The sequence below is a fragment of the Yokenella regensburgei genome, from assembly GCF_003634235.1.
GTDB lineage: Bacteria > Pseudomonadota > Gammaproteobacteria > Enterobacterales > Enterobacteriaceae > Yokenella > Yokenella regensburgei.
Map to the genome: position 1 here is coordinate 1,468,299 of NZ_RBIZ01000003.1, position 18,778 is coordinate 1,487,076.

At 54.6% G+C, this 18,778-nt stretch carries 17 protein-coding genes; 6 read left to right on the top strand and 11 right to left on the bottom strand.

The genetic code is table 11. The features are described 5' to 3' along the window. Positions 1-19 precede the first annotated feature (19 nt). Both C7387_RS07200 and pdeR read left to right on the top strand, forming a co-directional pair. Complete coding sequence (locus tag C7387_RS07200; RefSeq protein WP_040903977.1) at positions 20-1,954, top strand: exoribonuclease II; 1,935 nt, start codon at positions 20-22, stop codon at positions 1,952-1,954. A 173-nt stretch (positions 1,955-2,127) separates the two neighbouring features. Beyond that, on the top strand, positions 2,128-4,119 hold the full coding sequence (pdeR, locus tag C7387_RS07205; RefSeq protein WP_006819730.1) for a cyclic di-GMP phosphodiesterase: 1,992 nt from the start codon (positions 2,128-2,130) through the stop codon (positions 4,117-4,119). On the opposite strand, the gene C7387_RS07210 is transcribed toward pdeR, so the two are convergent. Next, the gene (locus tag C7387_RS07210) at positions 4,116-4,985 is read right to left on the bottom strand and encodes a crotonase/enoyl-CoA hydratase family protein (RefSeq protein WP_006819729.1); all 870 of its coding nucleotides are present in this window, start codon (positions 4,983-4,985) and stop codon (positions 4,116-4,118) included. The two genes, pdeR and C7387_RS07210, sit on opposite strands and share 4 nt — an antisense overlap. 200 nt (positions 4,986-5,185) lie before the next feature. On the opposite strand from C7387_RS07210, the gene yciZ reads away from it, so the two are divergent. From yciZ to osmB, 3 genes are all read left to right on the top strand, one after another. Continuing rightward, entirely contained in the window at positions 5,186-5,368 is a 183-nt protein-coding gene (gene yciZ / locus C7387_RS07215; protein WP_166791161.1) for a protein YciZ/DeoL, read from the top strand. A 24-nt stretch (positions 5,369-5,392) separates the two neighbouring features. Beyond that, positions 5,393-6,142 (top strand): DNA-binding transcriptional regulator YciT, encoded by a 750-nt coding sequence (yciT, locus tag C7387_RS07220; protein ID WP_006819727.1) that lies wholly within the window; start codon positions 5,393-5,395, stop codon positions 6,140-6,142. A gap of 311 nt (positions 6,143-6,453) precedes the next feature. Further along, positions 6,454-6,672 (top strand): osmotically-inducible lipoprotein OsmB, encoded by a 219-nt coding sequence (gene osmB, locus C7387_RS07225; RefSeq protein WP_038257900.1) that lies wholly within the window; start codon positions 6,454-6,456, stop codon positions 6,670-6,672. A gap of 127 nt (positions 6,673-6,799) precedes the next feature. Here the strand turns inward: osmB and yciH are convergent, their stop codons facing one another. The 5 genes from yciH to pgpB all read right to left on the bottom strand — a co-directional run bounded on the left by yciH (position 6,800) and on the right by pgpB (position 10,448). Next, positions 6,800-7,126, bottom strand: a complete 327-nt coding sequence (yciH, locus tag C7387_RS07230) for a stress response translation initiation inhibitor YciH (RefSeq protein ID WP_006819725.1) — start codon at positions 7,124-7,126, stop codon at positions 6,800-6,802. A gap of 2 nt (positions 7,127-7,128) precedes the next feature. Continuing rightward, positions 7,129-7,863 carry an orotidine-5'-phosphate decarboxylase gene (gene pyrF, locus C7387_RS07235; RefSeq protein WP_120816392.1) on the bottom strand — a complete coding sequence of 245 codons (735 nt, stop codon included), beginning with the start codon at positions 7,861-7,863 and terminating at the stop codon, positions 7,129-7,131. A gap of 184 nt (positions 7,864-8,047) precedes the next feature. Then, positions 8,048-9,217 carry a lipopolysaccharide assembly protein LapB gene (gene lapB / locus C7387_RS07240; protein WP_006819723.1) on the bottom strand — a complete coding sequence of 390 codons (1,170 nt, stop codon included), beginning with the start codon at positions 9,215-9,217 and terminating at the stop codon, positions 8,048-8,050. A 6-nt stretch (positions 9,218-9,223) separates the two neighbouring features. After that, positions 9,224-9,532: a LapA family protein gene (locus C7387_RS07245; protein WP_006819722.1), complete on the bottom strand. Its 309-nt coding sequence runs from the start codon at positions 9,530-9,532 to the stop codon at positions 9,224-9,226. Between the two features lie 148 nt (positions 9,533-9,680). After that, positions 9,681-10,448, bottom strand: coding sequence for a phosphatidylglycerophosphatase B (gene pgpB, locus C7387_RS07250; RefSeq protein WP_120816393.1), 768 nt, complete (start codon positions 10,446-10,448; stop codon positions 9,681-9,683). A 181-nt stretch (positions 10,449-10,629) separates the two neighbouring features. On the opposite strand from pgpB, the gene ribA reads away from it, so the two are divergent. Continuing rightward, a complete protein-coding gene (gene ribA, locus C7387_RS07255; RefSeq protein WP_006819720.1) occupies positions 10,630-11,220 on the top strand; it encodes a GTP cyclohydrolase II in 591 nt (196 codons plus the stop codon). A gap of 55 nt (positions 11,221-11,275) precedes the next feature. On the opposite strand, the gene acnA is transcribed toward ribA, so the two are convergent. The 5 genes from acnA to topA all read right to left on the bottom strand — a co-directional run bounded on the left by acnA (position 11,276) and on the right by topA (position 18,777). Then, positions 11,276-13,951, bottom strand: coding sequence for an aconitate hydratase AcnA (gene acnA, locus C7387_RS07260; protein WP_120816394.1), 2,676 nt, complete (start codon positions 13,949-13,951; stop codon positions 11,276-11,278). A 166-nt stretch (positions 13,952-14,117) separates the two neighbouring features. Next, on the bottom strand, positions 14,118-14,219 hold the full coding sequence (ymiC, locus tag C7387_RS23130; protein ID WP_237723264.1) for a small membrane protein YmiC: 102 nt from the start codon (positions 14,217-14,219) through the stop codon (positions 14,118-14,120). 308 nt (positions 14,220-14,527) lie between these two features. Continuing rightward, entirely contained in the window at positions 14,528-14,677 is a 150-nt protein-coding gene (locus C7387_RS07265) for a YmiA family putative membrane protein (RefSeq protein ID WP_475556569.1), read from the bottom strand. A gap of 340 nt (positions 14,678-15,017) precedes the next feature. Next, positions 15,018-15,992: an HTH-type transcriptional regulator CysB gene (cysB, locus tag C7387_RS07270; protein WP_006819715.1), complete on the bottom strand. Its 975-nt coding sequence runs from the start codon at positions 15,990-15,992 to the stop codon at positions 15,018-15,020. A 187-nt stretch (positions 15,993-16,179) separates the two neighbouring features. Next, positions 16,180-18,777 carry a type I DNA topoisomerase gene (gene topA, locus C7387_RS07275; RefSeq protein ID WP_120816395.1) on the bottom strand — a complete coding sequence of 866 codons (2,598 nt, stop codon included), beginning with the start codon at positions 18,775-18,777 and terminating at the stop codon, positions 16,180-16,182. Between the last annotated feature and the right edge of the window lies 1 nt (position 18,778).

An 18,778-nucleotide genomic window follows, 5' to 3' on the forward strand; every position in this document is an offset into this window, starting at 1 on the left:
GCCACGAAAATACATGACTATGTTTCAGGACAACCCGCTGCTTGCGCAGCTAAAACAGCAACTGCATTCCCAGACGCCTCGTGCTGAAGGCGTCGTCAAAGGCACGGAAAAAGGCTTCGGCTTCCTCGAAGTTGATGCCCAAAAAAGCTACTTTATTCCGCCGCCGCAAATGAAGAAAGTCATGCACGGCGACCGCGTTATCGCCGTCATTCACAGCGAAAAAGACCGCGAAAGCGCAGAGCCGGAAGAGCTGGTTGAGCCGTTCCTGACGCGCTTCGTTGGCCGTGTACAGAGAAAAGACGACCGTCTGTCTATCGTTCCTGACCATCCATTGCTGAAAGATGCCATTCAGTGCCGCGCTGCCCGTGGCGTTGAACACGATTTTAAAGAGGGTGACTGGGCCGTAGCAGAAATGCGCCGTCATCCGCTAAAGGGCGACCGCAGCTTCTATGCGGAGCTCACCCAGTTTATTACCTACGGCGAAGATCACTTCGTACCGTGGTGGGTCACCCTTGCACGTCATAATCTTGAGAAAGAAGCGCCGAACGGCGTCGCCACCGAGATGCAGGACGAAGGGCTTGTCCGCCGCGACCTCACCTCGCTTGATTTCGTCACCATCGACAGCGCCAGCACCGAAGATATGGACGATGCGCTGTACGTAGAAGATGCGCAGGACGGCAAGCTGCATCTGACCGTTGCGATCGCTGACCCCACCGCGTGGATTGTAGAAGGCAGCAAGCTTGATGAGAGCGCGAAAGTGCGTGCTTTCACCAACTATCTGCCGGGCTTCAACATCCCGATGCTGCCGCGCGAGCTGTCTGACGACCTGTGCTCGCTGCGCGCCAACGAAGTGCGTCCGGTACTGGCCTGCCGCATGACCATCGCCGCCGACGGCACCATTGAAGATGACATCGAGTTCTTCGCCGCCACCATCGAATCGAAAGCTAAGCTCGCTTATGACGATGTGTCTAACTGGCTGGAGAATACCGGCGACTGGAAACCTGAGAACGAGCGCATTGCCGGTCAGATAACGCTGCTCAAGCGCGTCTGCGAGCAGCGTAGCGAATGGCGTAAAACCCATGCGCTGGTGTTCAAAGATCGCCCGGACTACCGTTTCGTGCTCGGCGAGAAAGGCGACGTGCTGGATATCATTGCTGAACCGCGTCGCATTGCGAATCGCATCGTGGAAGAATCCATGATTGCCGCCAACATCTGCGCCGCCCGCGTGCTGCGCGATAAGCTCGGCTTTGGTATCTACAACGTGCATACCGGCTTCGATCCGGCCAGCAGCGAGCAGCTTGCTGCCCTGCTGAAAACTCACGACGTACACGTTGATCCGCAGGAAGTGTTGACGCTTCCGGGCTTCTGCAAGCTGCGTCGCGAGCTGGATGCTCAGCCTTCTGGCTTCCTCGATAGCCGTATTCGTCGCTTCCAGTCATTTGCCGAGATCAGTACCGAGCCAGGTCCGCATTTCGGCCTGGGGCTTGAGGCCTACGCCACCTGGACTTCACCTATCCGTAAGTACGGCGACATGGTTAACCATCGTCTGCTGAAGGCTATCGTGAAAGGTGAAACCATCGCTCGTCCGCAGGATGAGATAACCGTACAGATGGCCGAACGTCGTCGCCTGAACCGCATGGCCGAGCGCGATGTGGCCGACTGGCTGTACGCCCGCTTCCTGAGCCCGAAAGCCGGTACCGACACCCGCTTTGCTGCTGAGATCATCGACATCAGCCGTGGTGGGATGCGCGTTCGTCTGGTGGATAACGGCGCAGTGGCCTTTATTCCGGCCCCGTTCCTGCACGCCGTGCGTGACGAGATGGTCTGCAGCCAGGAAAACGGCACCGTGCAGATCAAAGGAGAAGTGGCTTACAAAGTGACTGACGTTATCGATGTCACCATCGCGGAAGTTCGCATGGAAACCCGTAGCGTTATCGCCCGCCCGCTCGCCTGATCCCCCTCGCAGAGGCTTCCGCCCGGAAGCCTCTCGTTTTCACTTCTCTTCCGTCTCAGCTTGTACAAAATTTTTCCCCAAAAAACAGTAAAACCGTTCACAATAAAAGAGTGATTTCAGTGCAAATCAATAACAATGACTAACTGTTGCGCTTTAGCGGGTTGGGAGAAAGCATGAGTGAGGATCTGGAGCAAAACTTGCTCTATCGCTACCTGGGAACCACCAGTCCATACTGGCGTTTATCCGCAGACAGCAACGCCCTGCACTTGTCCGCCACTGAGGGTACGGATACTCGTCAGGTCGTGGCGCTGAACGCGAGTCAGGCGGATTCAATACGTGAGATGACGGTGATCACCTCAAGTATCACCATGTCTGTATCGCTGTATGGCAACGACGTTCCCGTGCACCTGGTGGGGCGTAAAATCAGTAAATCCCAGTGGGCAGGCACCGCATCAGCCTGGGCCGATACCACTTCGGTGGCCCGCGATCTGGTCCAGGGGCTCTCTTTTGCCGAGCAGGTGGTTTCCGAAGCCAACTCGGTTATCGTCATTCTCGATAAACAAGGCAATATTCAGCGCTTTAATCGCCTCTGCGAGGAATACACCGGCCTGAAAGAGCATGAAGTTATCGGCCAGAACGTCTTTAAGCTCTTCATGAGCCGTGCTGAAGCCGCGGCGTCGAAAAAAAATATCACCGGATTCTTCCGTAACGGCAGCTCCTACGAGGTGGAACGCTGGATAAAGACCCGCAAAGGGCAGCGTCTGTTCCTGTTCCGCAATAAATTCGTCCATAGCGGCAGCGGCAAGAACGAAATTTTCCTTATCTGCTCGGGTACGGATATCACCGAAGAGCGCCGCGCCCAGGAACGACTGCGGGTGCTGGCGAACACCGACACCATTACCGGGTTGCCAAACCGTAACGCTATCAATGAGATGATTAGCGATGCCATCACGCTTCGCGGTGACACCCAGGTCGGCGTAGTTTATCTCGACCTCGATAACTTCAAGAAAGTAAACGATGCCTACGGGCATATGTTTGGCGATCAGCTGCTGCAGTCTGTCGCCTTATCGATTTTGAGCTGTCTGGAAGAGGGCCAGACGCTGGCACGTCTGGGTGGTGATGAGTTTATCGTACTGGCTACCGACTCCTCACAGAGCTCGCTGGAGGCCATGGCGTCACGGATCCTCACTCGTTTGCGCGACCCCTTCCGCATCGGACTTATCGAAGTCTATACCGGCTGTTCGCTGGGGATTTCACTTGCCCCGCAGCACGGTACCGATCGCGAGAGCCTCATCCGCAACTCGGATACCGCGATGTACACCGCCAAAGAAGGCGGTCGCGGCAAGTTTTGCGTCTTCTCCCCGGAAATGAATCAGCGCGTCTTTGAGTATTTGTGGCTCGACACCAACCTGCGCAAAGCGCTGGAAAACGACCAACTGGTTATTCACTATCAGCCGAAAGTGACCTGGCGTGGCGAGGTGCGTAGCCTCGAAGCGCTGGTGCGCTGGCAATCGCCGGAGCGCGGGCTGATCCCACCGCTGGAGTTTATCTCCTACGCGGAAGAGTCGGGGCTGATTGTACCGCTTGGGCGTTGGGTGATGCTCGACGTCGTGCGGCAGGTGGCGCTCTGGCGCGAGAAAGGTATCGATCTGCGGGTTGCGGTGAACGTTTCTGCCCGCCAGTTGGCCGATCAAACTATTTTCAGCGACCTGAAACAGGCACTGCACGATTTAAACCTCGAGTTTTGCCCTATCGATGTAGAGCTGACGGAAAGCTGTCTGATTGAAAACGGTGAGCTGGCGCAGTCGGTGATAGAGCAGTTCAGCAAGCTGGGTGCGCAGGTGCATCTGGATGACTTCGGCACCGGTTATTCGTCGCTGTCGCAGCTGGCCCGCTTCCCCATCGATGCCATTAAGCTCGATCAGTCGTTTGTGCGCGATATTCACAAACATTCGGTCTCGCAGTCGTTGGTCAGGGCGATCGTAGCGGTAGCGCAGGCGCTCAACTTACAGGTGATTGCAGAAGGGGTAGAAAGCGCAAAAGAAGACGCCTTTCTTACCAAGAACGGCGTCAACGAACGGCAAGGATACTTATTTGCCAAGCCCATGCCCGCAGCCGTTTTCGAGCGATGGTTTAAGCGTCGTCAGTCACGGAAAACCCGTTAACTGGCCTGACGCAAAACAACCGAGTTGTGGCGATTTTGCAGCTGGACCAGACGTTCCATGTAGGCAATGTCTTTATCCTGCAGGCAAAACGCCGCATCAACCCAGTCTTCAGTAATATCCATCAGTTCGCTACGCGGCAGCTGCATCACTCTTTGGCGTGCACGCAACATGGCGCGAACACCGTTAAGCTTCGGCCGCAGCGTATCGATGAAGGTTCTTGTCGCCACATACCCGTCGTGCGGTTCGAACAGAACGTCAACCAGACCGTGCTGCTCGTGCCACTCCGCGGTGTGCGATTCCCCCAGATAGATAAGCTGTTCTGCAAGCTTCATCCCTGCCCGACGGCTGACCAGAGAATAACCGCCCATTCCCGGGAACAGGTTAAAGGCGATTTCCGGAAAGCCCATTCGGGCATCACGCTGCGCAAGGACAAAGTGGTGCGCCAGCGCCGCCTCAAAGCCGCCGCCAAGCGCACTGCCCTCAACCATTGCCAACGTTAATGCGCCAGTATCAAAACCCCGGGAAGCCGCATGGACACAATCCACGCAGGCACGGGCATAAGCCCGCAGCGCTTCACGTCGACCGCTGCGAATGCATTCGACGAAAAAGCGTAAATCCCCTCCGGTGTTATAGATACCCGAGACCAGAGATCCTGTGACCCAAAAATCCACCGCAAAGCCAGACTGCTTCACCAGCCACGAGAGATTCATGATCTCTTCAATGAGGACGTGGTTAAAACAGGGGCGTGGTTGGGCACGCAGCATCATCCAGACGGTACGGCGTTCCTCTTCATAATATGCAGAGAGCTGGGTGAAACGTTCAGTATCAGTGAACAGTTTACAGGTAGGCTGATTAATGACTGTCATGATAGGTTCCTCATAGAAAAAAGCGCATTACGCGCACGATTAGCCTAATCCAGCCATGGCCCCCGAGATATGCAGGCTCAGCAATTAATAATGTTTATTGATTCGACGTTTTGCATTTCAGTCTGATTTTTTTTCGCTTCTCTTTTGTCGTTATTTTTTGCATCATTGAATTCATTACTTTTTATCTGCAGGATCATGCCATGTCCGATCTCGATGCACGCCAGGTCGCCCAACGTATTGATACCGTTCTGGATATTCTTGTCGGGGGTGACACCCATTCGGCAATCAATAATCTGGAGATATTGAAATCAGAGTTGCTTTCCCGCGCGAGCGACGCGCAGGAACAAAAATCTGGCCCGGCGAAATCCCCCTGGGAAATTTGATTCACTCACTGATATGAAGTTGCTATGAACGCCCGACAACAATCCATCCTGCAAATGGTTATCGATAAAGGCCGAATGAGCGTCTCCGATCTCGCCAGAATGACCGGCGTCTCGGAAGTGACCATCCGCCAGGACCTGAACTTACTGGAAAAGCAGAACTATCTGCGTCGTACCCACGGTTTTGCCGTACCTCTCGACAGTGAGGATATGGAGACGCGGATGATGAATAATTTCTCCCTGAAGCGCGACCTGGCAGCCTTTGCTGCGTCACTGGTCACCCCGGGAGAGACCGTATTTATCGAGAACGGCAGCAGCAACGCCCTGCTTGCCCGCACGCTCGCCGAGCGTGGCGACGTTACGATCATCACGGTCAGTAGCTATATCGCTCACCTGCTGAAAGAAACGCCTGGCGAAGTGATTCTGCTTGGCGGTATCTACCAGAAGAAAAGCGAAAGCATGGTCGGCCCGCTTACCCGGCAGTACCTTCAGCAGATGCACTTCAGCAAAGCCTTTATCGGCATTGACGGCTGGTCGCCGGAAACCGGCTTTACCGGCCGCGATATGATGCGCACCGATGTGGTAAATGGCGTGCTGGAAAAAGGCGGCGAGGCTATCGTGTTGAGCGACAGCTCTAAATTTGGCGCAGTCCATCCATACACGTTAGATCCGGTTAACAAATTCAGCCGGGTGATTACCGACAACAACCTTGCCACCTCCATCCAGATGCAGCTCGAACAGAGTGGTCTGAAGGTCGATATCGTTCGTTGTAGTTAGCCTCTTCTCTCTTCCAGGCCCGGTGAGCGCTGCGCTGCCGGGCTTTTCTTTCTTCATTCGAGCTTCCTGACGCTATCGGTATGAGAGTTTTCCGAAGCGGCAATTCAGAGTTTTTACCTGTCTGGTCAAGCCAAAAAACGTAAAATTAATATTAGCGATATAACAGGATGTGATTATCACCTGCGTGATTTTTTACACGGCTTGTTCAATACGCATACCCGTTTTATGGAATTCCGTTAAGTGAGTACCAAACGTACTATGCTTAAAAGGTGTCTTTTCCATGAATCGTATATTCAGGAGAAAATAAGATGATGACTTCAATGAGCAAAAAAATGGCCGCGGCTGTAGTGGCAGTAACCCTGGTAATGTCACTGAGCGCATGTTCTAACATGTCCAAGCGTGATCGTAACACCGCTATCGGTGCAGGCGCCGGTGCCATCGGTGGTGCTGTATTAACCGACGGCAGTGCGCTGGGCACGCTGGGCGGCGCAGCAGTAGGTGGTCTTATCGGTCATCAGGTGGGTAAATAAGCCTCGACGACCCCATAACGATAATAAAGTATTCGGTTATTCAGGTCTGACTTACGCACCAAAAATATGGGCCACGGGGATTTTCCCCGTGGCCCAATTTATTGCAGCCGGGTAAAAAGAATATATTTTAACCGCCCGCCAGTTTGACCTTCATGCCTTTGGCTTCGAGCAGTGATTTAATCAGATCACGCTTGTCACCCTGAATTTCGATAACGCCATCTTTCAACGCCCCGCCGCAACCGCATTTCTTTTTAAGCTCAGCCGCCAGTTTGGTGAGGGTGGCATCGTCGGCGTCAATACCGGTAATCAGGCACACGCCCTTTCCCTTGCGCCCGCTGGTCTGACGCTGAATGCGGACAATACCGTCGCCTTTCGGACGCTCAACAACGGCTTTAGGTTCGTCGATCCGGCCGCTTTCGGTGGAATACACCAGGCGGCTGTTGGAATCACTCATGGTTACTCCTGACGCAATGACGCGTTGATATCACGCAGGGTTTGCGCCGGATCCGCCGATTGGGTAACCGGACGACCGATGACCATGTAGTCCACTCCGGCACTCAACGCCTGTTCTGGCGTCATGATACGACGCTGATCGCCTGCATCGCTGCCGGCCGGACGAATGCCCGGAGTCACCAGTTTGAACGCCTGGCCCAGCTCCTGTTTGAAGCGCACCGCTTCCTGAGCAGAGCAGACCACGCCATCCAGCCCGCATTTTTGGGTCAGCGCCGCCAGACGAGAGGCGTAATCAGCAGGTGACAACGTCACACCGAGGTCCTGCAGATCGCTCGCTTCCATACTGGTGAGCACGGTAACGGCAATCAGCAACGGCGCATCTTTACCAAAGGGTAGCAGAGCTTCACGCGCCGCGGTCATCATACGTGCCCCACCGGAAGCATGGACGTTCACCATCCAGACGCCGAGATCGGCCGCGGCGGCTACCGCATGCGCCGTGGTATTAGGAATATCATGGAATTTGAGATCGAGAAAAATCTCGAACCCACGCTGCTGCAACTCGCGGACAAACTGTGGCCCGAACAGGGTGAACATCTCTTTTCCGACTTTCAGACGGCAATCACGCGGGTCGATACGGTCGACAAATGCCAGCGCGTTGTCACGGTTGTTGTAATCGAGTGCAACAACAACGGGAGAAGCGGTAACCACGGAGGAAGGAGATGAAACGGTAGACGTCATGAGCGGACCTTCTTGTTGATGGGCGCAGTTCAGGCGCGAAAAAGGTAAACGGCGAGCATTCTACCGGGGAAGTCAGCAAATTAACAGGTCCGATTCCCTGCCCGACAATGGTGGCACGATGCCGAGGTGATGAGCGGTTAAACACGAGTAGTATGTTGTAACTAAAATCAGATTTTTTTAAAAATCACTGCCCATCGAGGCCGCGAATTGGCTTCACGGTTGACCAGGCACGGCAGGACGGGCAGTGCCAGTACAGGGTATAGGCGGTAAACCCGCACTTCTGGCAGCGGTAACGCGGTTTACTGCGAACCTGTTCGCCTACCATGTCGCGCAGTACCATCAGGCTCTCTTTCGCACGCCCTTCTTCCGCTTCATTGAGGTGGTAATCCATCAGTTTGTGGAAGACGCGCATCGTCGGGTGGCGCTGTAGCTGACGGGTAATGTAGGTCTGGGCGCTGTCGCCCCCCTCTTTTTGCTCCATGACCTGAGCCAGCATCAGCTCTGCGGTCGCACCGGTGTTCTCTTCCACGCAGCGGCGCAGGAAGGTTTCCCACTCGTCATCTTTACCGAGCTGCTGGTAACAGGTCTGGAGCATATCGAGCGTTTCACTAACCAGCTCTTTGTCCTGATCGATAACCCGCAGCAGGCTCTCTACCGCTTTCGCGTAGTCGCCTTTCGCCATCCACACGCGCCCCATCATGATAGAGATACGCGCGCTGTTGCGATCTGCCGACGCTCCTTTCTTCAGGAGCGTCATGGCTTTATCCATGTCGTTATTTGCCATCTGCTGCAGCGCCAGCTCGCACCAGAAGTGCGCGATTTCCGCACGGTGCTTTTCTTTGCCGAGCTTCACCAGACGTTCGGCGACGTCGATGGCTTTCTGCCACTCGCTGGTGGCCTGGTAGATTTGCAGCAGCTGCTGCAGTGCGCTAATGCGAAAATCGGTTTCATCCACCAGCTGGCTGAACATATCTTCGGCGCGGTCGTACATCCCGGCAGCCATGTAGTCACGGCCCAGTTGCTGTACGGCCAGCAGGCGCTGCTCGTAGGTCAGCGAAGCGCTTTCCATTAAGGTCTGGTGAATACGGATGGCGCGGTCAACTTCGCCGCGGGAGCGGAACAGGTTGCCAAGCGTCAGGTGGGCTTCGACGGTACCGGTATCCTCTTTAAGCATATCGAGGAACAGGTCTACCGCCTTATCTTGCTGATTGCTGAGCAGGAAGTTAACCCCCGCGACGTAGTCACGGGATAAACGGTTAGCATCGTCTGCTTTAGACTGTTGTGCACTTCTGCGCCCCATATACCAGCCGTAGGCAGCCGCAACGGGCAGAAGCAGAAACAACAACTCCAGCATAGATAATTATTCCTTCACGGCCGGAGCAGCCGGTTCTGACGTGGTGACCGTTGCCGGTGCAATCTGCTGCTCAAGGCGTTTAATTTTTCGCTCAGCGCGCATCAGTCCGACCCGGACGCGCAGCCAGAAAATGCCGCACACCAGCCAACCGATGACAAACCCGGCCGCAAACAGCGTTGCCAGAAGCGTTGACACTCTGAACTCGCCCTGCGCCAGAAGATAATTGAAGTTCACCAGCTGATCGTTTTGCGCCCCCAGCGTCACTGAGATAACAAAGACAGCCAACACCACTAAGAAAATGAGTAAATATTTCACATGACTTCCCGTTATGCGGTTTGTGCGAATAAATTATATGCAGCATGGCGCTTCCAGCCCTATAAAGTACCATCTTCGCTGCACCGGCGAAACGGTTAACCGCATTCCACCCACAGGATCTGCGGTTAACACAGGAGAAAATCAACCCTTACGGCCCTTCCTGCTCGCGCTTTTTAATTTCCGGCACTTCTTCTATCGGTGGCGTCAGTGGCCCACAGACTTTTTGTGCAAGCCATGTGGCGATGGTGACCAGCAGCCCGGACATCAAAGTCGCCACGATTAAATCCTGCGGCCAGTGCATTCCCAACAGCAGCCGACTCCCCATCACCGCAGTAGCCCATACCAGCAGAACAACAATGGTCAGCGTCCGACGGCGCGGCCATAATAGCCCAACGCCTAACAGTGCCCAGGTCGCGGCAAACATGGTGTGGCCGGAGGGAAAAGCAAATCCGGTCTCTTTTTGCCAATGAAGGCGTAAAAATTGAGGAATTTCTGTTTGTTGCGTGAGCTGTTTTTCCACCAGGGCTCCGCGTGCCTTACGCTTTAAATTGTAGAACGCAGACGTCGGTACCTGCTGTGTTTTTTCCAGCCAGACGACGAAGGGACGCGGCTCCTGAACCTGCTCTTTCACCCACGATTTCATGCCCTGCCCGACGAGGATCGCGCCGGCAAGGATGGCAAACAACATCACGGCGGCGCGCAGACGATACCGCAGGCACCAAAGGAACCACCCGCACAACAGCACGTGCGTGATAATACCCCACGGCTGCGTTACCGTTTCGGTGACCCACCACATGGCCTTTAACCACCCGCTGTCAGCGCCAGGCTGCCATCGCCAGCCTGAGATCCATACCGCAGCGGGCATGATAAGTAATACAGCAGTACCGATGGCGATACGTCGGGCAATCGACAGCATTTTCACTCCTTTTTCCCTTTCTGCTGTCATCATAACTGAAAATGCGTATTTCGCTCAAAGTGGTAAAATTTTGCAGTTTGTGCAGCAGCGTTTGCAGGCAATTAGGTGAAGTCCGTCGCAATGTGGCAAAATAAAGGGAAACAGAAAGCACATTGCGTGCTGGCGTAATCTGGAGAATCACATGCAGCTTAAACGTGTGGCAGAAGCCAAACTGCCAACCCCCTGGGGCGATTTCCTGATGGTGGGCTTTGAAGAACTGGCAACCGGGCAGGATCACGTGGCCCTGGTCTTTGGCGATATTTCCGGGCAACAACCGGTTCTGGCACGCGTACATTCGGAGTGCCTGACGGGCGACGCGCTCTTTAGCCTGCGCTGTGATTGCGGTTTTCAGCTGGAAGCGGCCCTGACACATATTGCAGAAGAAGGCCGTGGCGTCCTGCTGTATCACCGCCAGGAGGGTCGTAATATTGGCCTGCTGAATAAAATTCGCGCTTATGCGCTGCAGGACCAGGGCTATGACACGGTGGAAGCCAACCATCAACTGGGCTTTGCCGCCGACGAGCGTGATTTCACCCTCTGTGCCGATATGTTCAAACTGCTCGGCGTGGATGAAGTGCGTCTGCTGACCAATAACCCGAAGAAAGTGGAAGTGCTGACCGAAGCGGGCATCAACATCATTGAGCGCGTTCCGCTGCTGGTCGGTCGTAATCCGAAAAACGAACACTATCTTGATACCAAGGCCGCAAAAATGGGCCACCTGCTGAGCGAGTAGGCTCAAAAGCAACGCTAAAAAATGAAAGGGCCAACGCTGAGTTGGCCCTTTTCGTTTAGTTCAGCATATTGCGTATCACGTAATGCAAAATACCGTCGTTCTGGTAGTAGGTGAGCTCCGTTGCCGTATCGATACGGCAGCGGCACTGCAGCGTCTCTTTGCTACCATCCGCGCGGGTTAACGTCACCGGAATCACTCCCCCCGGCTTAATCTGATTAAGATTAACGATATCAATCCGCTCTTCCCCGGTCAGCTTCAACGTTTTACGCGTCTCACCGTGCGGCAATTCCAGCGGCAGGATCCCCATCCCTATCAGGTTAGAGCGGTGAATACGCTCAAAGGACTCGGCAATCACCACTCGCACCCCCAGCAGACGCGGCCCTTTAGCTGCCCAGTCACGGCTGGAGCCTGATCCATACTCTTTACCTGCAATAACCGCGAGCGGTGTTCCCTCGTCTTTGTACTTCATTGCCGCATCGTAAATAGAGATAGCCTCGGTTTCCGGCAGGTGCCGCGTCATACCACCTTCGACGCCCGGGACCATTTCGTTACGAATACGGATGTTGGCGAAGGTGCCACGCATCATAACCTCGTGGTTGCCGCGACGTGAGCCGTAGGAGTTAAAATCCCGACGCTCAACGCCATGATTTTGCAGATAGCGCCCTGCCGGGCTGTCGGCTTTGATGCTCCCGGCCGGTGAAATGTGGTCTGTTGTGACCGAATCTCCCAGCATCGCCAGCACTCGCGCCCCGTGAATATCTTCAACCGGATCCGGCTTCACGCCCATCTCATCGAAGAATGGCGAGAGGCGGATGTAGGTTGAATCATCCTGCCAGCCGTAGGTATCTGAGCGCGTGACTTTGATGGCCTTCCACTCCGGCGTACCTTCAAACACCTCGGCGTACTCTTTGTGGAACATCTCCGTCGAGACTTCGTCTACCGCACGGGCAATATCCTGACCGCTCGGCCAGATATCCTTCAGATACACCGGGTTGCCATTCTGGTCCTGGCCCAGCGGATCGGTCGTCAGGTTAACGTTCATGTTACCGGCCAGCGCATAGGCGACCACCAGCGGCGGTGAGGCCAGCCAGTTGGTTTTCACCAGCGGGTGGATACGCCCTTCAAAGTTACGGTTACCGGAAAGCACCGCGCCCACCGTCAGATCGCCCTGCTTGATGGCGGTTTCAATAGGCTCCGGCAGCGGGCCAGAGTTACCAATACAGGTGGTACACCCGTAACCCACCAGGTTAAAGCCCAGCTCATCCAGGAACGGCGTGAGCTTCGCGTGTGCAAGGTAGTCAGAAACCACTTTTGAGCCTGGCGCCAGCGAGGCTTTGACCCACGGCTGCGGTTTCAGACCGCGTTTTACCGCGTTACGCGCCAGCAAACCGGCGGCCATCAGCACGCTCGGGTTAGAAGTGTTAGTACAGGAGGTGATCGCGGCAATCACCACCGCGCCTTCCGGCAGTTGATACTGTTGACCGTTCAGCGAAAAATCCACCGGACGGTGGTCTTTCTGCGCGGCGTTGATTTCCAGCTCGTTACTGGCGTTGAAGGCTTTCGGGACATCGCCAAGCGCTACGCGATCCTGCGGGCGTTTTGGCCCGGCAAGGCTTGCCTCGACGTCGCCCATATCAAGCTCAAGCGTGCTGGTAAATACCGGTGCATCACCCGTATTACGCCACATCCCCTGCGCTTTAGCGTACGCCTCTACCAGCGCAATCTGTTCTTCGCTACGCCCGCTGAGGCGCATGTAATCGAGGGTCACGCCATCGATGGGGAAGAAGCCGCAGGTCGCGCCATATTCCGGCGACATGTTACCGATGGTGGCCCGATCGGCAAGCGGCAATGAATCCAGTCCATCGCCGTAGAATTCAACAAATTTACCCACCACGCCGTGTTTACGCAGCATCTGCGTGACGGTAAGCACGAGGTCGGTTGCGGTGATCCCTTCGCGCAGTTTGCCGGTCAGCTTGAAGCCGACGACGTCCGGAATGAGCATCGAGACCGGTTGGCCGAGCATCGCTGCTTCCGCTTCAATGCCACCCACGCCCCAGCCCAGCACGCCGAGGCCGTTGATCATCGTCGTGTGGGAATCAGTACCGACCAGGGTATCCGGATAAGCCACCCACTCCCCGTTCTGTTCTTCGCTCCAGACGGCTTTGCCAAGGTATTCCAGATTCACCTGGTGGCAGATGCCGGTGCCCGGTGGCACCACGCTGAAGCGGCTAAACGCCTGCTGGCCCCAGCGCAGAAAGACGTAGCGTTCGTGGTTACGCTCCATCTCCAGACGAACGTTTTCTTCAAAAGCGCTATCATCGCCAAAGTGGTCTACGGTCACCGAGTGGTCAATGACCAGATCAACCGGTGACAACGGGTTGACTTTAGCGGTATCTCCCCCCAGGCGCTTCACGGCCTCACGCATGGCGGCCAGATCCACCACCGCCGGTACGCCGGTAAAGTCCTGCATCAGTACGCGAGCCGGGCGATAGGCGATTTCGCGATCGGCGTGGGCGTTTTTAAGCCATCCGGCCAGCGCCTGGATATCTTGCTCGGTTACGGAATCCCCGTCCTGCCAGCGCAGGAGGTTTTCGAGCAGAACTTTGAGAGATTTGGGAAGACGGGAAATATCCCCGAGGGTTTTAGATGCCAGCGGCAGGCTGTAGTAGTGATACGTTTTATCTTTGACCTGCAATGTATCCTTACTGGCTGTTCGTAGGGTCGACGACATAGCTCCTCCTTAATGGCAGAGATTGGATTCCCTGATAATCCACAGGGTCTGTCATTAAAGATAACACAAACATGTCGTAACGATTTGATAACAACCCGAATTGATAAAATCGGTGAAAACTGCCGTAAAAACAATACCCGACGCACGGGCCGGGTTTGACGATCGATTAACTGATGAAGAGATGTGCCAGTTCGCTCCAGAAGAGAATTGACAGCAGGAAGGCAACCATCCACGACCAGTATTTCATATCGCTATGATTATTAGTCATATTCACACCCGTTAATAATATTCATTCCTGAACACTGCCATCGTAGTGGCAGCACATTATTGCTGTCGTGTAAATACAACCATGCTGTCGGGAAATAAATCCTGACGAAAAGATGGGTTAATTAATAATTTATTATTTTTTCTGGGCCGGAGTTTCTTCGATGAACGCTTCAATAAAAGCTTTCTGCTGCGGAGTTAACTTCCAGGACTCCGGAACAGACGTTGCCACCACCTTCTCAGATGGTTCGCACTGTTCATCTGACTGACACACTGGCTTAACGACTACAGATTGACCAGAAACAACCATAGTTAACCCCAATATTTCCAGATAAGTACGGCGATAACGACCCAGAACACAGTGGAACCCACAAAAACCGCTAGCCAGGCTTTACGCTTAAGTGCCGGATCCCTTTGCGGCTCTTCGCTTCCTGATGGCATTGCTAACCTCATATGATAGATTTCACTTATCGCTAAAGCACCAAACAATTGGCGCAATTAATCGTCATTGGGATAAATCCTAATTAAAATTTAGTCAAAAATCCAGTGAATTTGCCAATCAATTCCATGGAATTATTTAATCTTTTGACGTCGAAGAAATAATTGAACGGCAAAATTTGCATAGCGGAGAAATAGTTTCTACTTTGCTCACAGCGCATGATGTGAGATGAAACTTACGAATGGAAGCGGCGCGGGGAATTGTCACGAAAGAATGATAATGCAGGCAATTCTAATTTAGCTTTAGTGATCTTATTCACGAAATCCCCCCTTGGAGAGGGGATTTTATTTATCACTGACGGTATTATTTCTCTGGCAACTTAATATCTTTAAACATCGCCTCTATCTCTTCATTAGAGCGGAGCGCCACGGCGGTATCGACGACGTCGCGCGTCAGGTGTGGGGCGAATCGTTGAATAAAATCATACATATAGCTTCTCAGGAAGGTGCTGCGACGGAAGCCAATCTTGGTGGTACTGTGGCTGAAAACGCCCTGCGCATCGAGTTTCACCAGATCCGGGTCTGAATCCGGATCTACAGCCATGCTGGCAATCACCCCAACGCCAAGACCGAGGCGTACATAGGTTTTTATCACGTCAGCGTCGGTGGCGGTAAAGACGATGCGCGGCGTCAGACCAGCGCGGTTGAACGCCGTATCAAGCTCTGAACGCCCGGTGAAGCCGAAGGTATAGGTCACCAGCGGGTACTGCGCCAGCTCTTCAATAGTGACCGACGATTTCGCCGCCAGGGGGTGATCGGGGGTCACCACAATCGAGCGGTTCCAGTGATAGCACGGCAGCATCACCAGATCGTCATAGAGATGCAGCGCTTCGGTGGCAATGGCGAAGTCCGCATTGCCTTTTGAGACCGCCTCAGCAATCTGCGTCGGCGATCCCTGATGCATGTGCAGAGACACGCGAGGATAGCGCTCGATAAAGCCCTTAATCACGCCGGGAAGCGCATAACGAGCCTGGGTGTGGGTGGTGGCGACGTACAGCGAGCCTTTATCAGGCCAGGTGTGCTCACCGGCAACCGATTTAATGGCTTCGACCTTCGACAGCACCTCACGGGCGATGCGGATGATCTCCTGCCCTGCCGGGGTGACCTGGGTAAGATGCTTGCCGCTGCGGGCGAAGATCTGGACCCCCAGCTCATCTTCCAGCATGCGTACCTGCTTGCTGATGCCAGGCTGCGAGGTGTAGAGCCCTTCAGCCGTCGATGAAACGTTGAGATTGTGATTGACAACCTCAACGATATAGCGGAGTTGCTGTAGTTTCATGCAGGTACCCGATTAGCGCTGACGACTCATCGTTTAAGACGATTTGAGTATAAGAAGGTGGTTAACTATAACCACTATATCATTTATACCCGAACTGTATAGATGTGACTAAAAAATAATAACGCTGTTATAAAAAAAGGGCCGCTAAGCGGCCCTTTCACAAAAATGCTACCCGGTCAGGCAGAAATTACTTCTTACCTTCCACCCACTTACCGTCAACAAAGAAGGCTGACCAGCCGGTTGCCTTGCCGTCTTTTTCTGACGAGACATACTGCTGTTTGGTCTTACGGCTGAAGCGGACCATGGTCTTGTTGCCTTCTGCGTCGGTCTGCGGCGCATCGGCCAGATAACGCAGTTTTTCCGGCAGACGATCGCGGAAGCGGTACAGCTCTTCCACCAGCGGCGCGCGGGTCTCACGTGATTTCGGGAAGGTGTTGGCAGCCAGGAAGACCCCGGCAGCGCCGTCACGCAGTACGAACCAGGCGTCAGATTTCTCACACGGCAGCTCCGGCAGCGGGACCGGATCTTCTTTCGGCGGCGCCACATCCCCGTTACGCAGGATTTTACGCGTGTTCTTACAGTCGTCGTTGGTGCAGGCCATGTACTTACCAAAACGCCCCATTTTCAGGTGCATTTCAGAACCACATTTTTCACACTCGACGACAGGACCGTCATAGCCCTTGATGCGGAATTCACCTTCTTCGATTTCGTAGCCGTCGCAGGTCGGGTTGTTACCACAGACGTGCAGCTTGCGCTTCGGATCGATGAGGTAGCTGTCCATCGCCGTGCCGCATTTCAGGCAGCGACGCTTGGCGCGCAGCGCGTTGGTTTCAGCGTCGTCGCCTTCCAGCACGTTGAGCACTTCGTTTTCCGGCACCAGGTTAATGGTGGTTTTGCAACGTTCTTTCGGCGGCAGCGCATAGCCTGAACAGCCGAGGAATACCCCGGTGCTGGCGGTACGGATCCCCATCTTACGGCCACAGGTCGGGCAGTCGATGCTGGTCAGCACCATCTGGTTCGGCTGCATGCCGCCCTCTTCTGGATCTTTCTCTGCCGTTTCCAGCTGACGAGTAAAATCACCGAAGAAGTTATCCAGTACCTGCTTCCATTCCGCCTTATGGTTAGCCACCTCATCGAGGTGATCTTCCATCTGGGCGGTGAAATCGTAGTTCATCAGGTCGCGGAAGTTGTCTTCCAGACGATCGGTGACGATCTCACCCATTTTTTCGGCATAGAAGCGACGGTTTTCCACACGCACATAGCCACGATCCTGGATGGTGGAGATGATTGACGCGTAGGTAGACGGACGACCGATACCGCGTTTTTCCAGCTCTTTCACCAGAGAGGCTTCGCTGAAACGCGCTGGCGGTTTGGTGAAGTGCTGCGCAGGCAGCACTTCAATCAGGGACAGCGTATCGCCCTTATTCACCGCCGGCAGCGTGCGATCTTCATCGCCTTTACGCAGCGCGGGCATCACTTTGGTCCAGCCGTCGAAGCGCAGGGTACGACCGCGCGCCTTCAGTTTGAACTCAGAGGCTTCCACCGTCAGGGTGGTTGAGTCGTACTGGGCCGGCGTCATCTGGCAGGCGACAAACTGGCGCCAGATAAGCTGATACAGTTTCTGCGCGTCGGCTTCCATATCCTTCAGGCTTTCAGCCAGAACGGAGACGTCAGACGGACGAATAGCTTCGTGCGCTTCCTGGGAATTTTCTTTGCTGGCGTACTGGTTCGCATTCTCCGGCAGATATTTTTTGCCGAAGTTGTCGCTGATATAGTCGCGCACCATGCTGACCGCGTCCTGGCTCAGGTTGGTGGAGTCAGTACGCATATAGGTGATGTAACCCGCTTCATACAGACGCTGGGCCATCATCATGGTTTTCTTCACGCCGTAGCCCAGACGGGTGCTGGCAGCCTGCTGGAGCGTTGAGGTGATAAACGGCGCGCCAGGCTTGCTGCTGGTCGGTTTATCTTCGCGATCGAGCACGCTGTAGCGCGCTTTTTCCAGCAGCGCGACGGCAGCCATTGTTTCGTCACCGGTCACCGGGCGGAACGGCTTATCTTTCTGGTGTGTCACCTGCAGCGGCAGGTTCTCACCGGCCGGCGTCGTCACGTTGGCATCGACTTCCCAGTACTCTTCCGGGACGAACGCTTTGATTTCACGCTCGCGCTCTACCACCAGACGAACCGCAACGGACTGAACGCGACCGGCGGACAAGCCGCGGGCGATTTTCTTCCACAGCAGCGGAGACACCATGTAACCCACCACGCGGTCCATGAAGCGGCGCGCCTGCTGGGCATTAACTCGGTCGATATTCAGCTCGCCTGGCTTTTCGAACGCCTGGCGGATCGCGTTTTTGGTGATTTCGTTGAACACCACGCGGCTGTATCGCGTTTCATCACCACCGATCACTTCCCGCAGGTGCCATGCAATGGCTTCCCCTTCGCGGTCAAGGTCGGTTGCGAGATAGATGTGGTCGGCTTTTTCCGCCAACTGTTTGAGCTCTGAAACTACCTTTTCTTTGCCCGGGAGCACTTCGTAGTGCGCATTCCAGTCATGCCATGGGTCAACGCCCATACGGTTGACAAGCGCGCCACGTTCATCCTTTTTAGGCTTTTTAGCCGTTTTGGTGGAGGTAGAGTCAGCGCTCTTTTTGGAGGCTGAGCCACTGGTCGGCAAATCGCGGATATGACCGACGCTGGACTTAACCACGTAGTCATTTCCCAGATACTTATTGATCGTTTTGGCTTTTGCCGGGGACTCAACGATAACGAGAGCTTTACCCATA